At 60.7% G+C, this 18,416-nt stretch carries 6 protein-coding genes; 1 reads left to right on the top strand and 5 read right to left on the bottom strand.

The window, feature by feature from the left end:
* Positions 1 to 163: 163 nt before the first annotated feature.
* On the top strand, positions 164 to 13,117 hold the full coding sequence (locus APH42_RS18985) for a non-ribosomal peptide synthetase (protein WP_060494011.1): 12,954 nt from the start codon (positions 164 to 166) through the stop codon (positions 13,115 to 13,117).
* A 42-nt stretch (positions 13,118 to 13,159) separates the two neighbouring features.
* Here the strand turns inward: APH42_RS18985 and APH42_RS18980 are convergent, their stop codons facing one another.
* From APH42_RS18980 to APH42_RS29930, 5 genes are all read right to left on the bottom strand, one after another.
* Entirely contained in the window at positions 13,160 to 13,861 is a 702-nt protein-coding gene (locus APH42_RS18980) for an ATP-binding cassette domain-containing protein (RefSeq protein ID WP_012273395.1), read from the bottom strand.
* On the bottom strand, positions 13,861 to 14,604 hold the full coding sequence (locus tag APH42_RS30695) for a hypothetical protein (protein WP_060494010.1): 744 nt from the start codon (positions 14,602 to 14,604) through the stop codon (positions 13,861 to 13,863). The genes APH42_RS18980 and APH42_RS30695 overlap by 1 nt, the downstream gene beginning before the upstream one ends.
* A complete protein-coding gene (locus APH42_RS18970) occupies positions 14,601 to 15,803 on the bottom strand; it encodes a YcaO-like family protein (RefSeq protein WP_060494009.1) in 1,203 nt (400 codons plus the stop codon). The genes APH42_RS30695 and APH42_RS18970 overlap by 4 nt, the downstream gene beginning before the upstream one ends.
* A gap of 792 nt (positions 15,804 to 16,595) precedes the next feature.
* On the bottom strand, positions 16,596 to 17,462 hold the full coding sequence (locus APH42_RS18965) for an McbB family protein (RefSeq protein WP_060494008.1): 867 nt from the start codon (positions 17,460 to 17,462) through the stop codon (positions 16,596 to 16,598).
* 57 nt (positions 17,463 to 17,519) lie between these two features.
* Positions 17,520 to 17,729: a hypothetical protein gene (locus tag APH42_RS29930; protein ID WP_156341246.1), complete on the bottom strand. Its 210-nt coding sequence runs from the start codon at positions 17,727 to 17,729 to the stop codon at positions 17,520 to 17,522.
* Positions 17,730 to 18,416: the final 687 nt, after the last annotated feature.

The raw sequence follows: 18,416 nt of genomic DNA, 5'->3' as shown, positions 1-18,416 counted from the left end.
GTGTGAAATCGTTCACCCCGGCCCCTTCTACCACCGCACAATCCTCGCTAATTTCTGCCCCCGCCCATCCGTTCCCCTGTGTACATCCTCGGTCGCCATTCGCTGCCCGCCCACGTTCGCGGAGCAGCCGGCACGCCCCAACAGACACTGGCAGGAACACCCCATGACGGACGCCTTCGAACTCCCGCTCTCGCTGGTCCAGGCCCTGGCGCAACGCGCCGCGCAAACCCCGGACAAGATTGCCCTGCGCTTTCTGGCCGACGCCCCCGGCGAGCAGGCCGTGCTCAGCTACCGGGACCTCGACCAGCGTGCGCGCACCATCGCCGCCGCCTTGCAGGCCCGTGCCGGTTTCGGCGACCGTGCAGTGCTGCTGTTCCCCAGTGGCCCGGACTACGTGGCGGCGTTCTTTGGCTGCCTGTATGCGGGCGTCATCGCGGTGCCGGCCTACCCGCCGGAATCGGCACGCCAGCACCACCAGGAGCGCCTGTTGTCGATCATCGACGACGCCGAACCGCGCCTGCTGCTGACCGTGGCGGCCTTGCATGACAGCCTGCAAGGCCTGGAGGCACTGGCAGCAGACAACGCGCCCGAGCTGCTGGCTGTGGACGGCCTGGACCCGGTGCTGGCCGCGAGCTGGCAGGCGCCCGCGCTGAAGGGGGATGACATTGCCTTCCTGCAGTACACCTCCGGCTCCACCGCGTTGCCCAAGGGCGTGCAGGTCAGCCATGGCAACCTGGTGGCCAACGAGCAGCTGATCCGTTGTGGCTTCGGCATCGACCTCAACCCCGACGATGTGATCGTCAGCTGGTTGCCGCTGTACCACGACATGGGCCTGATTGGCGGCCTGTTGCAGCCAATTTTCAGTGGTGTGCCCTGCGTGCTGATGTCGCCAGGTTACTTCCTGGCCCGGCCGCTGCGTTGGTTGCAAGCCATCAGCGAGTATGGCGGCACCATTAGCGGCGGCCCGGATTTCGCCTACCGCCTGTGCAGCGAGCGGGTCAGCGAGGCCTCGCTCAGCGGGCTCGACCTGAGCCGCTGGCGCGTGGCCTATTCCGGCTCCGAGCCGATCCGCCAGGACAGCCTGGCGACCTTCGCCGACAAGTTCCAGGCCTGCGGCTTCGACCCGCAGAGCTTCTTCGCCAGCTATGGCCTGGCCGAAGCCACCCTGTTCGTCAGTGGCAGCCGCCGTGGCCAGGGCATTGCAGCGCTGGAGCTGGACGCCGACGCCTTCGCTGCCAACCGCGCCGAGCCGGGCACAGGCAGCGTACTGATGAGCTGCGGCTACCCGCAGCCTGGGCACGCCGTACGCATCGTCGAGCCGCAGCAGTTGCAGGTGCTGGGCGACAACCAGGTTGGCGAAGTCTGGGCCGGTGGCCCGAGCATTGCCCTGGGCTACTGGCGCAACCCTGAGGCCAGCGCCCGTACGTTCGTCGAAATGGACGGCCAGACCTGGCTGCGTACCGGCGACCTGGGCTTCATGCGTGAGGGCGAGGTGTTCGTGACTGGGCGCCTGAAAGACATGCTGATCGTGCGTGGGCAGAACCTGTACCCACAGGACCTGGAAAAAACCCTCGAGCGCGAAGTCGAAATGCTGCGCAAAGGCCGCGTGGCCGTGTTCGCTGTCGAGCACCAGGGCGAGGAGGGCATCGGCGTGGCGGTGGAGATCAGCCGCAACGTGCAAAAGGCAATCAAGCCCCAGGACCTGATCAAGACCCTGCGCCAGGTCATCGCCGACGCCTGCCGCCAGGCCCCGGCCGTGGTCCTGCTGCTGAACCCCGGTGCGCTGCCGAAGACCTCCAGCGGCAAGTTGCAGCGCTCGGCCTGCCGCCTGCGCATGGACGATGGCAGCCTGGACTGCTATGCCCGTTTCCCTGAAGCGAGCGAAGCCATTGCCAGTGAAGCTGCCGGTGATGAACTGCAAGCACGCATCGCTGCGGTGTGGCGTGACATCCTCAAGGTAGAGGCGGTGGCAGCAGATGATCACTTCCTGCTGCTGGGTGGCAACTCCATTGCCGCTACCCAGGCCACTGCGCGCCTGGCCGATGAGCTGGGTATCAACCTGAACCTGCGGGTTTTGTTCGAGGCGCCGGTACTGGCCGACTACAGCAAAGCCGTCGGCGCAATCATCGTCGAAGGCGGTGCCCACCCCGCAGCCATCGCCACCTTGGCGCGTGCCCAGGCGTTGCCCCAGTCGCTGGCGCAAAACCGCTTGTGGCTGATGTGGCAGCTGGAACCACAATCGGCGGCCTACAACATCCCGGCCGGCCTGCATCTGCGTGGCGAGCTGGACGTAGTGGCGCTGGAAGCGGCCTTCGAGGCACTGGTGGCGCGCCACGAATCGCTGCGTACCGTGTTCAGTGAGGAAAACGGTCAGGCGCTTCAGCGCATCAGGCCGCAGCAGCCGTTCAGCCTGCAGCGCCTGGATCTTGAAGGGCACTCGACCGAACAGGTCGTAGCGCAGCGAGAAGCCGAGGCCCGTCAGCCGTTCGACCTGACCCAGGGGCCACTGCTGCGAGTAACCCTGGTACGCCTGGGCGACGAAGACCATCAGCTGTGGGTGACCCTGCACCACATCGTTGCCGACGGCTGGTCGCTGAACATCCTGCTCGACGAATTCGCCAAGCTGTACGCCGCTCGCTGCCAAGGCCTGGAGGCCAACCTGGCGCCGCTGACACTGGGTTACGCCGACTATGGCACCTGGCAGCGCCAATGGCTGGCCGACGGTGAAGCCGAACGCCAACTGCAACACTGGAAGGCGCAGCTGGGCGATGAGTTGCCGGTGCTCGACCTGTGCACCGACCACCCCCGCGCCAGCCAGCGCCAGCACAGCGCTGCGCGCTTCAACCTCAAGGTGCCCGCCAAGCTCGGCGACGCGCTCAAGGGCTTGGCCCGTGAGCAGCAAGCCAGCCTGTTCATGGTCCTGCTGGCCGGTTGGCAGGCGCTGCTGCAGCGCTACAGCGGCCAGGCCGATATTCGCGTCGGGGTGCCCAACGCCAACCGTCCGCGCCTGGAAACCCAAGGCATGGTCGGCTTCTTCATCAACACCCAGGTGCTGCGCGCACAGTTCGAGGGTCGCCAGTCGTTCACCCAGTTGCTGGCCCAGGTACGCCAGGCCACTTTGCAAGCCCAGGCTAACCAGGACCTGCCGTTCGAACAGCTGGTCGAAGCCCTGCCCGAGGCGCGTGAACAGGGCCTGTTCCAGGTCATGTTCAACCACCAGCAACGCGACCTGTCAGCGCTGCGCCGCCTGCCGGGGCTGCTGGCCGAAGAGCTGCCGTGGCATAGCCGCGAAGCCAAGTTCGACTTGCAGCTGCACAGTGAAGAAGACCACCAGGGCCGCCTGAGCCTGGCCTTCGACTATGCCGCCGAACTGTTCGAAGCGAGTACCGTCAAGCGCCTGGCCCAGCACCTGCTGGCGCTGCTGGAGCAAGTGTGCAGTGCGCCGCAACGGGCGTTGGGCGAGGTGCAGTTGCTCGATGAGCCAGCCCGTGCACAGCTGCTGGGTTGGGGCCAGGCTGCTGCCGCCGCACCGCAGCACCTGCTGGTCGAGCAACTCAATGAACAGGCACGCCTGACCCCGCAGCGCACCGCCCTGGTGTGGGAAGGCGGCAGCCTGGACTACGCCGAGCTGCACCAGCAAGCCAACCGGCTGGCCCACTACCTGCGTGACAAAGGCGTCGGCCCCGACACCTGCGTGGCGATTGCCATCGAGCGCTCGCCGCAGTTGCTGGTCGGCCTGCTGGCCATTCTCAAGGCTGGCGGCGCCTACGTGCCGCTGGATGTCGATTACCCGGCCGAACGCCTGGCCTACATGCTGGCCGACTGCAACGCCGGCCTGTTGCTGAGCCACAGCAGCCTGCTGGGCAAGCTGCCGCAGGTCGCCGGTGTCAGCGCCATTGCCCTCGACCAGTTGCACCTGGACAGCTGGCCCAGCCAGGCCCCCGGCCTGCACCTGCACGGCGACAACCTGGCCTACGTGATCTACACCTCCGGCTCCACTGGCCAGCCCAAGGGCGTGGGTAATACCCACGCGGCGCTGGCCGAGCGCTTGCAGTGGATGCAGGCTACCTACGCGCTGAACGACAGCGACGTGCTGATGCAGAAGGCGCCAATCAGCTTCGACGTGTCGGTGTGGGAGTGCTTCTGGCCGCTGGTAACCGGCTGCAAGCTGGTACTTGCCGGCCCCGGCGAACACCGCGACCCGCAGCGCATTGCCGCGCTGGTTAAGGCCCATGGCGTGACCACGCTGCACTTCGTGCCGCCGCTGTTGCAGGTGTTTGTCCAAGAGCCGCAGGCGGGTGCCTGCAGCAGCCTGCGGCGGTTGTTCTCCGGTGGCGAAGCATTGTCCGCTGCGTTGCGTGACCGCGTGCTGCAAGTGCTGCCGCAGGTGCAGTTGCACAACCGCTACGGCCCGACCGAAACCGCCATCAACGTCACCCATTGGCACTGCCAGGCGGCGGATGGCGAGCGCTCGCCGATTGGCCGCCCGCTGGGCAACGTGCTGTGCCGTGTGCTGGACGATGAGCTTGAACTGACAGCGCCTGGCGTGCCGGGCGAGTTGTACCTCGGTGGTGCGGGCCTGGCCCGCGGCTACCTGGGGCGCCCGGGCCTTACCGCCGAGCGCTTCGTGCCCCAGGCCGACGGCAATGGTCAGCGGCTGTACCGCAGCGGCGACCGCGCCCGCTGGCAGGTGCAGCTAGAGGCGCTGGAATACCTCGGTCGCCTTGACCAGCAGGTAAAGGTGCGTGGCTTCCGTGTGGAGCCCGAAGAGGTTCAGGCCTGCCTGCTGGCGCAAGCGGGAGTCGAACAGGCGCTGGTGCTGATTCACAAGGACGCTATTGGCGCGCAACTGGTCGGTTATTACAGTGGCAGCGCCCAGCCTGCCGACTTGCTGGTCGTGCTGGCTGAGCAACTGCCAGCCTACATGGTGCCGGCGCAACTCATCGCGCTGGCGCAGATGCCGTTGGGCCCCAGCGGCAAGGTCGAGCGCAAGGCACTGCCGGCCCCGGTCTGGCAGCAGCGCGAACACGTCGAGCCACAAACCGAGCTGCAGCAACAGGTCGCGGCCATTTGGTGCGAGGTGCTGAATGTGCCGCGCATCGGCCTGCAGGACGACTTCTTCGCCCTCGGCGGCCACTCGTTGCTGGCCACCCAGATCGTTTCGCGCACGCGCCAGGCCTGCGATGTCGAGCTGCCGCTCAAGGCCCTGTTCGACGCCAGCGAGCTGGGCACCTTCTGTGCCGAGATCGCGCGCATTCGCGCCGCCGGTGAACGCAACCTGCAAGGCGACATCGCCCGTGTCGACCGCCGCCAGGCGGTACCGCTGTCGTACTCGCAGCAGCGCATGTGGTTCCTCTGGCAAATGGAGCCGGACAGCCCGGCCTATAACGTAGGCGGCATGGCTCGCTTGCGCGGCACGCTGCATGTGGACGCCTTCGAGCGGGCGCTGCAGGCGTTGATCGTGCGCCACGAAACCCTGCGCACCACCTTCCCCAGCATCGATGGTGTGCCGTACCAATGCGTGGCCGAAGACAGTGGCCTGCACCTCGACTGGCAAGACTTCAGCGCCTTGTCAGCCGATGCCCGCCAGCAACGCTTGCAACAACTGGCCGACGATCAGGCGCACCAGCCGTTCGACCTGGAGCGCGGTCCGCTGCTGCGCGCCTGCCTGGTAAAAGCCGAGGAACGCGAGCATTACTTCGTGCTGACCCTGCACCACATCGTCACCGAAGGCTGGGCCATGGACATCTTCGCCCGCGAGCTGGGCGAGCTGTACGAGGCCTTCGTCGATGACCGTGAGTCGCCACTGGCGCCGTTGCCTGTGCAATACCTGGACTACAGCGTCTGGCAACGGCATTGGCTGGAGAGCGGCGAGGGCGCCCGCCAACTGGCCTACTGGAAGGATCGCCTGGGCGACGAGCACCCGGTGCTGGCGTTGCCCGCTGACCGCCCGCGCCCGGCCGTGCAGAGCCACCGTGGCGAGTTGTACCGCTTCGAGCTCGACCCGGCGTTGGTCGCCCGTGTGCATGCCTTCAACAGCCAGCGCGGCCTGACCCTGTTCATGACCATGACCGCCACCCTGGCCGCCTTGTTGCACCGCTACAGCGGCCAGCGTGACCTGCGCATCGGCGCACCGGTGGCCAACCGCATCCGCCCGGAAAGCGAAGGCCTGATCGGCGCCTTCCTCAACACTCAGGTGCTGCGCTGCGAGCTGGACGGGCAGATGACCGCCAGCGAGCTGCTGGAGCAGATGCGCCAGGCCGCCATCGAAGGCCAGTCGCACCAGGACCTGCCGTTCGACCAGTTGGTCGAGGCCCTGCAGCCGCCGCGCAGCAGCGCCTACAACCCGCTGTTCCAGGTGATGTGCAACGTGCAGCGCTGGGCCTTCCAGCAAAGCCGCACGCTGGCCGGCATGCAGGTCGACTACCTGGTCAACGATGCCAGTGCCACCAAGTTCGACCTGTACCTGGAGGTGACCGACCTCGACGGCCGCCTGGGCTGCTGCCTGACCTACAGCCGTGACCTGTTCGACGAGCCGCGCATTGCGCGTATGGCCGAGCACTGGCAGCAACTGTTGGTTGGCCTGCTCGACAACCCGCAACAGCGCCTGTGCGAGCTGCCGATGCTGAGCAGCGCCGAGCAGCAGGTGCTGGTCGGCCAGTTGCAGGGCGAGCACGATTTCGAGCTCGATCAGACCCTGCATGGCCTGTTCGCCGCCCAGGCGGCGCGCACGCCACAGGCCGGTGCCTTGACTTTCGCTGGCCAGCACATGACCTATGCCGAACTCGATCAGCAGGCCAACCGCCTGGCCCGCGCCCTGCGCGAGCGCGGCGTCGGCCCGCAGGTGCGTGTAGGGCTGGCGCTGGAGCGTTCGCTGGAAATGGTCGTCGGCCTCCTGGCCATTCTCAAGGCCGGCGGCGCTTACGTGCCGCTCGACCCCGAGTACCCGCTCGACCGCCTGCGCTACATGATCGAAGACAGCCGCATTGGTTTGCTGATCAGCCAGCGTGAGCTGTTGAAAACCTTGGGTGAGTTGCCGCAAGGCGTCGCCCGCTGGAGCCTGGAAGACGATGCTGCCAGCCTGTCGGCCTACAGCGATGCGCCGCTGGACAACCTCAACCTGCCGCAGCACCAGGCTTACCTGATCTACACCTCCGGCTCCACCGGCAAGCCCAAGGGCGTGGTGGTCAGCCACGGCGAATTCGCCATGCACTGCCAGGCGGTGATCGCCGCATTCGGCATGCGCAGCGATGATTGCGAGCTGCATTTTTATTCGATCAACTTCGACGCCGCCAGCGAGCGCCTGTGGGTGCCGCTGCTGTGTGGTGCCCGCGTGGTGCTGCGTGCCCAGGGGCAGTGGGGTGCCGAAGACATCTGCCAGCTGGTGCGTGAGCAACAGGTGAGCATCCTGGGCTTTACCCCCAGCTACGGCAGCCAGTTGGCGCAGTACCTGGGCGGGCAGGGCGAACAACTGCCGGTGCGCCTGGTGATTACCGGTGGCGAAGCACTGACCGGCGAGCACCTGCAACGTATTCGCCAGGCCTTTGCCCCGCAGCAGTTCTTCAACGCCTACGGCCCGACCGAAACCGTGGTCATGCCGTTGGCCTGCCTGGCGCCAGAGGCGTTGCCAGCGGACCTTGGCAGCGTGCCGATCGGCCGCGTCATCGGAAGCCGCACGGCCTACATCCTCGACGAGGACCTGGCCCTGTTGCCGCAAGGTGGTATTGGCGAGCTGTATGTCGGTGGTGCCGGCCTGGCTCAGGGCTATCACGACCGCCCTGGCCTAAGCGCCGAGCGCTTCGTCGCCGACCCGTTCAGCACCGCAGGGGGCCGCTTGTATCGCACGGGCGACCTGGTGCGGCTGGGCATTGATGGCCTGGTCGAGTATGTCGGGCGTGCCGACCAGCAGGTGAAAATTCGCGGCTTCCGTATCGAGTTGGGCGAGATCGAGAGCCGGCTGCAGGCCCACTTGGATGTCGACGAGGCCGTGGTACTGGCCCTGGACTTGCCGGGTGGCAAACAGCTGGTGGGCTATCTGGTGAGCAAGCAGGCCAGCGCCGGTAGCGAGGCGCAGAACCTGCTGCGCGAAGCCGTGAAAGCCGATGCCCGCCAGCACCTGCCGGACTACATGGTGCCTGCGCACCTGGTGCTGCTCGACAGCCTGCCACTGATGGGCAACGGCAAGCTCGACCGCCGTGCGCTGCCGCTGCCGGACCTGGAGCAGGCGCGCCAGCAGTACCAGGCCCCAGGCAACGAGGTGGAAGCGCAACTGGCGCAGATCTGGCGTGATGTACTCAACGTTGCCCAGGTTGGCGTGCAGGACAACTTCTTCGAACTGGGGGGTGATTCGATCCTTTCGATTCAGGTGGTCAGCCGGGCCCGTCAGGCCGGCTTGCAATTCACCCCGCGCGACCTGTTCCAGCACCAGACCATCCAGACCCTGGCGGCCGTGGTTCAGCACAGCGAAGCCCCCAGCAGCATCGATCAGGGCCAGCGCCAGGGCCAGACCGGCCTGACGCCGATTCAGCACTGGTTCTTCGACAGCGAAGTGCCACAGCCACAGCACTGGAACCAGGCGGTACTGCTGGAGGCGCGCCAGCCGCTGGACGAAGCCGTACTGGCACAAGCGATGGCTGCGCTGGTGCAGCACCATGACAGCCTGCGCCTGCGTTTCAGCCAGGCCCAGGGCGGCTGGCAGGCTCAGTACGCGCAGCCTGCTGCCGAGCAGCTGCTGTGGAGCGCCACCGTCGCCGATTTCGCAGACTGCCAGGCGCTGTACACCGACCTTCAGCGCAGCCTCGACCTGCAACAAGGCCCGCTGCTGCGTGGCTTGCTGGTGCGTGACGGGCAGGGCAGCCAGCGCCTGTTACTGGCGATCCATCACCTGGTGGTCGATGGCGTGTCCTGGCGGGTGCTGCTGGAAGACTTGCAGGCGCTGTACCGTGGCCAGCCACTGCCGACCAAGACCCACGCCATGGGCGATTGGGCCGCACGCTTGGCCAGTTACGCCGGCAGCGATTCGCTGCGCGACGAACTGGGCTGGTGGCAAGGCCAGCTGGGTGGCGTGCGCCGCGAACTACCGTGCGATCACCCGCAGGGTGGCAACTTGCACCGCCACGCCCATACCCTGGCCATCGGCCTGGATGTGGAGCAAACCCGGCAACTGCTGCAACAGGCCCCGGCGGCCTACCACACCCAGGTCAATGACCTGCTGCTCACTGCGCTGGCGCGTGCCTTGTGCCGCTGGAGTGGCGAGGAAGAAGTGCTGGTGCAGCTCGAAGGCCACGGTCGTGACGGGTTGTTCGAGGACATGGACCTGACCCGCAGTGTCGGCTGGTTCACCAACGCCTATCCACTGAGCCTGCGCCCGTTGCCAGGCGAGGACGACGCGGCGCGGGCCGGCTCGATCAAACGCATCAAGGAGCAACTGCGCCAGGTGCCGCACAAGGGGCTTGGCTACGGTGTACTGCGCTACCTGGCCGATGCGGCCGGGCGCGAGCAGATGGCGGCCTTGCCGCAGGCGCGTATCACCTTCAACTACCTGGGTCAGTTCGACCAGCAGTTCGACAGCACCGCGCTGTTCCAGCCACTGGAGGCCCCAGCAGGCCTGGCTCACGACCTCGACGCACCGCTGCCCAACTGGCTGAGCGTCGATGGCCAGGTGTATGGCGGCGCCCTGCAAATGCGCTGGACCTACAGCGCCGAGCGCTATGACCAGCAAACCATTGCCCGGCTGGCCGAGGCCTATCGTCAGGAGTTGCTGACGCTGGTCGCGCATTGCCTGGCCGATGGCAACGGCAGTTTCACCCCCTCGGACTTCCCGTTGGCGCATCTGACGCAGGCGCAGATCGACGCCCTGCCGGTACCGGCTGCGCAGATCGAGGACGTCTACCCGCTGACGCCGATGCAGGAAGGCATGCTTCTGCACACCCTGCTGGAGCCGGGCACCGGCCTTTACTACATGCAGGACCGCTACCGCATCAACAGCGCCCTGGACCCTGAGCGTTTCGCCCAGGCCTGGCAGGCCGTGGTGGCGCGCCATGAAGCATTGCGCGCTTCGTTCAGCTGGAACAGCGGCGAGGCGATGCTGCAGATCATCCACAAACCGGGCAACCTGGCGGTGGACTACCAGGACTGGCGCGGCCTTGCAGACGACGCCCAGGAGCAGCGCCTGCAGGCCCTGCACAAGCAAGAGCGCGAGGCCGGTTTTGCCCTGCTCAGCGAAGCACCGTTCCACCTGCGCCTGGTGCGCGTGGCCGACGAGCGCTATTGGTTCATGATGAGCAACCACCACATCCTGATCGATGCCTGGTGCCGCTCGCTGCTGATGAACGACTTCTTCGAGGTCTACCAGGCCCTTGGCGAAGGCCGTCAGGCCCAACTGCCGGTGCCGCCGCGCTACCGCGACTACATCGGCTGGCTGCAACGCCAGGGCCTGGACGACGCACGCGCCTGGTGGCAGGCCAACCTGGCCGGCTTCGAGCGCGCCACGGCTATCCCAAGTGACCGCCCGCTGCGCCATGACCACGCGGGTAGCGGCATGGTGGTCGGCGATTGCTACACCCGCCTGGAGGTGAGCGATGGCGTGCGCCTGCGTGAACTGGCCCAGGCTCACCAGCTGACCGTCAACACCTTCGCCCAGGCGGCCTGGGCCCTGGTGCTGGCGCGTTACAGCGGTGACCGCGACGTGGCCTTTGGCGTAACCGTGGCCGGGCGCCCGGTGAGCATGCCGCAGATGCAGCGCACCGTCGGGCTGTTCATCAACAGCGTTGCCCTGCGCGTGCAGTTGCCGGTAGCCGGTGAGCGCCGCAGCGTGCGCCAGTGGCTGCAAGGCCTGCTGCAAAGCAACATGGAACTGCGCGAGTACGAATACCTGCCGCTGGTGGCGATCCAGGATTGCAGCGAGCTGCCCAAGGGCCAGCCGCTGTTCGACAGCCTGTTCGTGTTCGAGAACGCCCCGGTGGAAACCGCCGTGCTCGACCACGCCCAGCACCTGAATGCCAGCTCCGACTCGGGCCGTACCCACACCAACTTCCCGTTGACGGCGGTGTGCTACCCGGGTGATGACCTGGGCCTGCACCTGTCGTTCGACCAGCGCTACTTCGACTTCCCGACCGTCGAGCGCCTGCTGGCCGAGTTCAAGCGTCTGCTGTTGGCGCTGGTACAAGGCTTCGAGGGCGAGGTGAGCAAGCTGCCGATGCTGGGGGCAGACGAGCAGCGCTTCTTGCTGGAAGACTGCAACCGCACCGAGCGGGCTTATCCGCTGGAGCAGAGCTACATCGCGCAGTTCGAAGCGCAAGTGGCTGCGCACCCGGAACGTACCGTGGCCCGCTGCCTGGAGGCGTCCTACGACTACGCCGGGCTGAACCTGGCGGCTAACCGCCTGGGCCATGCCTTGATCTGGGCCGGTGTGAAGGTGGACCAGCCGGTGGCACTGCTGGCCGAGCGCGGGTTGCCGCTGCTGGGCATGATAGTCGGCAGCTTCAAGGCCGGTGCCGGCTACTTGCCGCTGGACCCGGGCCTGCCTGCCGCGCGCCTGCAAAGCATCATCCAGCTCAGCCGTACCCCGGTGCTGGTATGCAGCGCGGCCTGTGCCGAGCAAGGCCGGCAGTTGCTGGCTGAGCTGAACGTTGCGCCAAGGCCACAGCTGCTGGTGTGGGAAGACATCCAGGCCAGCCAGGTTGCCAGCCACAACCCAGGCATCCACAGTGGCCCGGACAACCTTGCCTATGTGATCTACACCTCAGGCTCGACCGGCCTGCCAAAAGGGGTGATGGTCGAGCAGCGCGGCATGCTCAACAACCAGCTGAGCAAGGTGCCGTACCTGGCATTGAGCGATCAGGACGTGATCGCCCAGACTGCCTCGCAGAGCTTCGATATTTCGGTGTGGCAGTTCCTGGCCGCGCCGTTGTTCGGGGCCACAGTAGAGATTGTGCCGAATGCCATCGCCCATGATCCGCGGGGCCTGCTGGCGCATGTGCAAGCCACCGGCATCACCGTGCTGGAAAGCGTACCGTCGCTGATCCAGGGCATGTTGGCCAGCGACCACCAGGCGCTGGACGGCCTGCGTTGGATGCTGCCGACAGGCGAGGCGATGCCCCCGGAGCTGGCCGCGCAGTGGCTGCAGCGCTACCCGCAGATCGGCCTGGTCAACGCCTACGGCCCGGCAGAATGCTCCGATGACGTGGCGTTCTTCCGCGTCGATGCCGCGTCGACCCAAGGCAGTTACTTGCCCATCGGCACGCCGACCGACAACAACCGCCTGTACCTGTTTGGTGAAGATCAGGCGCTGGTGCCGCTGGGTGCGGTGGGCGAACTGTGTGTGGCTGGCACGGGCGTTGGCCGTGGCTATGTCGGCGACCCGCTGCGTACTGCGTTGGCGTTTATCCCTCACCCATACGGTGCACCGGGCGAGCGCCTGTACCGCACCGGTGACCTGGCGCGGCAGCGCCCGGACGGTGTGCTGGAGTACGTCGGGCGCATCGACCATCAGGTGAAGATACGCGGCTACCGCATCGAGCTGGGCGAGATCGAAGCGCGCCTGCACGAACAGGCGGAAATCCGCGATGCTGCGGTGGGCGTGCAGGAGGGCGTCAATGGCAAGCATCTGGTCGGTTACCTGGTGGCCCATCAGGGCATCGCTGCCGACGCCGCGTTGCTGGAACAGGTGAAGCAACGCCTGCGTGCCGAGTTGCCGGAGTACATGGTACCGCTGCACTGGGGCTGGTTCGACAGCCTGCCGCACAACGCCAACGGCAAGCTGGACCGCAAGGCGCTGCCCGCCATCGACATTGGCGGCCAGCACAGCCAGGCCTACCAGGCGCCGCGCAATGAGCTGGAAGAGGTCTTGGCGGGTATCTGGGCCGATGTGCTCAAGGCCGAGCGGGTCGGGGTCCACGACAATTTCTTCGAGCTGGGCGGGCATTCGTTGCTGGCCACGCAGATTGCCTCGCGGGTGCAGAAGCAATTGCAGTTGAACGTACCGTTGCGGGCGATGTTCGAGTGCAGCACTGTGGAGGAACTGGCCGAGTACGTGCAGGGCCTGCAGGGCAGTGCGCTGGATGACGACAAGGTCGACCGGCTGAGTGATCTGATGGCCGAGTTGGAAGGCCTTTGACCGGCAGGGGCGCTTGGCGCCCCTTTTTAGTGGCCACGGTACCTAGATCGCGGCGTTGATAAAGGCCTCATCTAACGATTCGGCGCCGTGGCAAGCCATGAACTGTTCACCACTATCAAACGCTTCCAGTCGTTTATTGGCGAGCATGTAAAAGCGATGGCAATTTTTTGTGATTTCCTCTGTGTAATGTGAAGCAATCAACACGCACGCGCCCTCCCGGCATGCGTTGTGTATGCCTAGCCATATGTAATGCCGGAACTCAGGGTCCACCCCAGCTGTGGGCTCGTCAAGAATGATCAAGTCACTGTTCAAAAGCAGTAGGGTCAGCGTGAAGTAGCTGCGAATCTCGCCATAACTGCAGTTGGACGCTTTTTTATTAGCGATTTCTGCATATCGTTTGGACAGGGAAGGAGACCATTGAGCCAGTTTTGAAAGTATTTCTAAGTGATCGGGGGCGTCATTGGGGGCTAGGCTGGTGATAAGTTTGCTCGCTTCATTCATGCGCAGTAAAGGGGGTGGGGTAAGAATTTGGGTTAAATAAGCCTGATGCTTGGATGAGTTGGTGACGACGCCCCGGATTGGTTTCTTTACGTTGCAGATGAGGTCGAATAGCGTCGTTTTTCCTGCGCCATTCTTGCCCAGTATGCCGATCATTTCGCCTTGTTTGATGTTGAGTCCGATATTGTCCATCAGCGTGGTTCCGCTGTACCCGAAACAAAGGTCGGTTATTTTTAGTATATCCATTAGTAGCGGCTCCATATGGGTTGGGTTCTAAAATTTCGTCCTGTCAGGTATGTGCAGGCCGCAAAGGCTGAAAGAGCCGTCAAGAAACTGCTGAGAAGTGAAAATTCGCCATGGAATACCTGAACACTCAGATAGAGCGGGTTGATCAGCGTTAGCGGGTGAGACGTGTCGTAGCCCTGTAGGGTAGCTGTGTACCCAGAGACCAGCATGAGAAAGGACATGAGCGAAAAAAGCGTGCTGGCAGTGCTGAACTTGATGGGCAGTGCAGCGATCCCTAGGCCGATACAGGTGAACATAAGATAACTTGTGTAAAAGCATGCCAGCAGATACAAAAGCTCAGGGAGTAAGTAGTGCCCTCGTAGCGGCTTGGTCAATAGGTAAAAAAGCAACGCGTAGAGTGTGCTCAGCACTAAGTAGCTGAGTGTGTGTGAAATCAGGAATGTTTTTATTGCGCCGCGTTGATATATGAAAGAGCGAGTGAAGCCGCTTTCTCGCCTGCCGATCAAGTAAAAACTAAATCCAAAAAAGGCAACACTTGCTGAAATGTATGAGTAGAACCACGCAGTTGACGCAGTGTAGGTTAAGGTTGTGTGCTTTGGGGTTGTAATGATGAAGAGTAGACAGGGTGCAAGTGCTGACCATAGAAGTGATGTGGGTTCTCTCAAGTGCTCAGTGATCAAGATCCTGATAATGCGTGTGATTTTTTTTGCGCTGAGTAGGAGGTGGCTTAAATAGAGATTCATGGGAACGGGACCATTCTGGAGAGCTGACGGCTTATGATTTTATTGAGGAAGTGTTCGGAGTAAGTATTTTTGATGTTGAGGTGGCTTGCGTTATTCATGTGGAGGAATAAATTGGGTGAAAAATATTTGCAGAAGTAAAGGTTTGACTGTTTGTAGGGGGTGGACGATAAGTAGAGATATCCATTGAATTCTAGTTCTCTTATGGTTGTTAATAGATTCTGTAGGGTTAGCTCTTTCGAAGGTGTACGTTTCTGGTTGTGCTGGGTTGATGTCAAATCTCTGGATGTATCTTGGAAAGTATCGTAGCTGTTGCAATTTAGGAAGTGTTTGAGATAAGGGTCTTGAAGTGGGTTCTCTATTTCATGGTCATTATCGATTGCCTGCATAAAGCGAAATGTCTGCCATAATTCGACTATTGCTTTCTCTAAAGCAATCCTTGAGGTGGCGGCGTAAGCCATGCCAGCGCAAAATTTCACTTTGGCGGTGGTGTCTTGATTGCCATAACATAAGAGTAGGCAGCTTCCTGGAAAGCGTTCGTCGGTTAGATTGAGGATGCACAGTTCGCCAGATTTTTTTAGCTCTTGGAGGAGTGGCAAGCTGGTGCTTCCAGCTAGTATTGGGTAGGCATCATTGAGTTTTATTTCCGCTGTGCAGGTTCTTGTAAGCCAGTATCTAAGTAGAAACTGCCGTTCCAGTGTTTCCTTGAGTGCTCCGAGCACTGCATTGTTGATCGTCATGTGTGCGCTGCATCCACATGTGTCTCTGATTGGGTAGATGCTATTGTCAGTAAAATTTCGGCACTCTGAAATGGAAAGGCATACGGTTGGGATCTTGCAGCTTGTAAAATCAGTGATTCTGTATGCCGTTGTACGGTCAAAGTGATGCGACTGCAAAGACGAGCTTTTATTAGGTATTAAGGTTTGAGAAAACGCTTGGATGAATTCTTTGTGCTCTTTGGTTGTCAGTCCGATGTCTAGTTTGTTTGTGTCATGGACAGGGATGTCTAAGTAAAAATGTTTACGTTCAAAATGTTCGCCTAATGCGCTGTCGGTTATATCTGATGACCAGCCGCTGCTTGAACCGTAGGTGCGCCAACGGGTGCCACATTCTACGCTGCTGGGTAGGTGAGTGACTGCGCTAGGCCTAAGTAGAAAAAAGTCCGAAAATTCCGGGTAGTGTATCTCGTTAAAAATATTCATGGGTCTAACCTATTAGTTGGATGCATGTGGGTAGGAAAAGAGTCGGGTTGAGATTCAAATTTTTGGTTACTTGATGGTCGGTGTACCCTGACCATGGTCTGCTATTTAGGTGGAGTTCTTTGCAGCGCAAGTCAGTAATCATATACATCGAGCCTGCCTCCATTAGACTCAAGCGATAGCCTCTGTATCGATACTTGAACAGTGCTTTGGGTAAGTAGATCAAATATATAAGTGCTAGTGACGGTCGGCCGATGTCGACGTTTTTTGGGATAATTGCTTCAGTCAATTTTCTGATGTTAATTGATGGGCTATGAGCTTCCAGTGATCTTGAGGATGGAAGTAAGTGTAGGGCGTTAGTTTCAGTTGGCCATTGCTCGATCTTGTTGTTGAGGTTGATGCAAAATACTTCTATTGGATAAAGCGCTCCGCCGCTTGGATAACCTCTGTTGTAGGCAGTGGAGCTTTTGGTCAAGAGGGGTGAAAGCAGTGCTTGGACCGTTTTGAAATGAAGTGGGCGATCTTTAAATTGATCACATGAATTATTTCTCCGTAGTGAATGTGAATTTGCTAGAGGCCTAAGAGTCAGTTCTTTGGTTTTGCTGGGTGCTGTAATGGTGTTGAGGCGTAATTCGTTCCCGGTAAGCTTTGTAAGGTCCTTTGATGGTATGTGGTGAAGGGTGCTTAGGTGTTGTGTCGCTTCGTGGATTATGTAGTTGCCTTTGGCGTGGAATGCCAAAGTCTCATCCATGACATCAGGGCATATAAACTTCAAGTATTCGTCATGGCTTATATTCATTGTTCAAATCCTATGCATTGGCACAGTGGCCAGTGGACGCTGGCGTCTTCTGTAGTAATTCCGGTTTCCAGGTTGATTGTTCTGGATAATAGAACTTGATCTTGAGTGGTTTTTGATTTTGGCGCTTGAGTGAGTTTGTTTGTGAATGAAATAATGGTGCCTAAAATTAAAGACTTTTGGAGTTCGTCTATTTCTATTTTTGGTAGGTCGAGGTTGTTGCTACGGCAGAAAGACCAAATTTTGCTCCAGTGGTGCTGACTTGTTCTCAGGCTTTCGTAGTGCGCGATACGGTCAAGTGTGCAAAAAGCGCACGGGTTTCCAATTGAGGGGATATGAATTTCCGTTAAATGGAAATGAACGCCGCTGATGAAGCCAACAGTGGCGCCATAGTTGGGGTTTGTTGCTAGTAGTTTTTTATAGGTGGACTTTAGCAAGTGCGGGCTCAGTTTTGCGCAAGCGAATACGAAGAGCGTAGGCTCGTCGTTGTTGGGGTGTGTGTAGTTAGCGATATTCCTTATTTCTAATTTGTTGTTGTACTTTTTTTCAAGGTACTTGGTTGTCTCGCCTGGAATTTCTAGATCGTGGTAGATGATGGTGCGCTGAAAGCTAGGTGGATCAGTGAGCTCTCCGATTATTGACAGGCTTTTTAAGAATTTTATCGCGCTGGCAGGTTGGAGTTTTGCCTTTTTTAGTATGTGGCCCAGTGCATGAGGGTGGATATATTTGGATTGATTTTTTTCAATTAATTGTAAGGCTTCTATTATTTTTGGTTCGGTGATCTTCGTGAAGCCTTTGGATGAGAAGACCATCGGTTCAGTGTCAAAGTTGAGTATTTCGTAGTTGTAGATTCTGAGTGTTTTCATAAAATACCTGAAAGGTTGCGGGCGCCTGCAGTAGTCGTCGCAGAAGCCCGCTTATAGTTACAGGGTTGCCGGGTCGTTGTTTATGCCATTGTTTCCACCACAGCCGCCGGAGCCGCCGCTGCCACCCTTGCAGCCTCCACCGCCTCCACAACCGCCGCTGCCACCACAACCACCGGCGCTACCAGATCCTCCGAAGAATTCAGCTTCCATATCGCAATTGTTTTCGGAGGCTAATGCCAAAAGGCTAATGCCATATTGATTTTCCATAGTGTCTCCTTGTTTTTGTTGTTGCCCGAAAGAGTGCGGGCATGAAGAGGTTTAGGCGTTCGATTGATCTATGTCAATTGCGCTTCAGAGTAGGTGGGTGTATTTGGTGGGTTGGGGTGGTTTGGTTGGAAGCTATTGTTGTAGGACTGCTCTTCAGATGCGTCTTACATGTAGTTAGTATTGGTCGGTTATGTTTACTTTTGCCTTTATTAATGTAGGAGGTTTCGGCTTTTGTCATGCGAAATTGCTGTAGCAAGTATGCGAGTTTTCTGAAGCTGTTCTTGAGGGTGGTTCAATAGGGGTAGGCGATGAGGCATTGTTTAGCAGCGGGTGGCGTAGAATCAGTGTTTCTAAATGTGTAGAGCTGCTGTTTCAGCGACATGGATATGGGTTCGCTAATCGCCGTGTGACTGATTTTGGAGAGATTGATCGGCTTTGCTCGTTGTGGTCGAGTGAACGAGCATTGGCAGTTGGCGAAGAGGAACGCTCTTCGCTTGCAGAGAGCGATCAGTGCTATGTGCCGCTGCGGGCGATGTTCGATTGCAGCACGATGGAGTAGCCAGGGTGTATGTGCAGTGGCTGCAGGGCAGTGCGCTGGATGACGACAAGGTCGACCGGTTGAGTGACCTGATGGCCGAGCTGGAGGGGTTGTAAACGCCCCAGGTATTGCGCTGTGCCCAAGGCCGG

This window comes from Pseudomonas sp. NBRC 111140 (genome assembly GCF_001320885.1).
Lineage (GTDB): Bacteria > Pseudomonadota > Gammaproteobacteria > Pseudomonadales > Pseudomonadaceae > Aquipseudomonas > Aquipseudomonas putida_P.
The sequence above is the reverse complement of the archived record's forward strand: the minus strand, read 5'-3'. Positions and strand labels throughout refer to the sequence as shown.

Coding starts and splice junctions, on each gene's coding strand:
- APH42_RS18970 (WP_060494009.1), bottom strand. CDS start 15,803: ATGAATATTTTTAACGAGATACACTACCCGGAATTTTCGGACTTTTTT.
- APH42_RS30695 (WP_060494010.1), bottom strand. CDS start 14,604: ATGAATCTCTATTTAAGCCACCTCCTACTCAGCGCAAAAAAAATCACA.
- APH42_RS18965 (WP_060494008.1), bottom strand. CDS start 17,462: ATGAAAACACTCAGAATCTACAACTACGAAATACTCAACTTTGACACT.
- APH42_RS29930 (WP_156341246.1), bottom strand. CDS start 17,729: ATGGAAAATCAATATGGCATTAGCCTTTTGGCATTAGCCTCCGAAAAC.
- APH42_RS18985 (WP_060494011.1), top strand. CDS start 164: ATGACGGACGCCTTCGAACTCCCGCTCTCGCTGGTCCAGGCCCTGGCG.
- APH42_RS18980 (WP_012273395.1), bottom strand. CDS start 13,861: ATGGATATACTAAAAATAACCGACCTTTGTTTCGGGTACAGCGGAACC.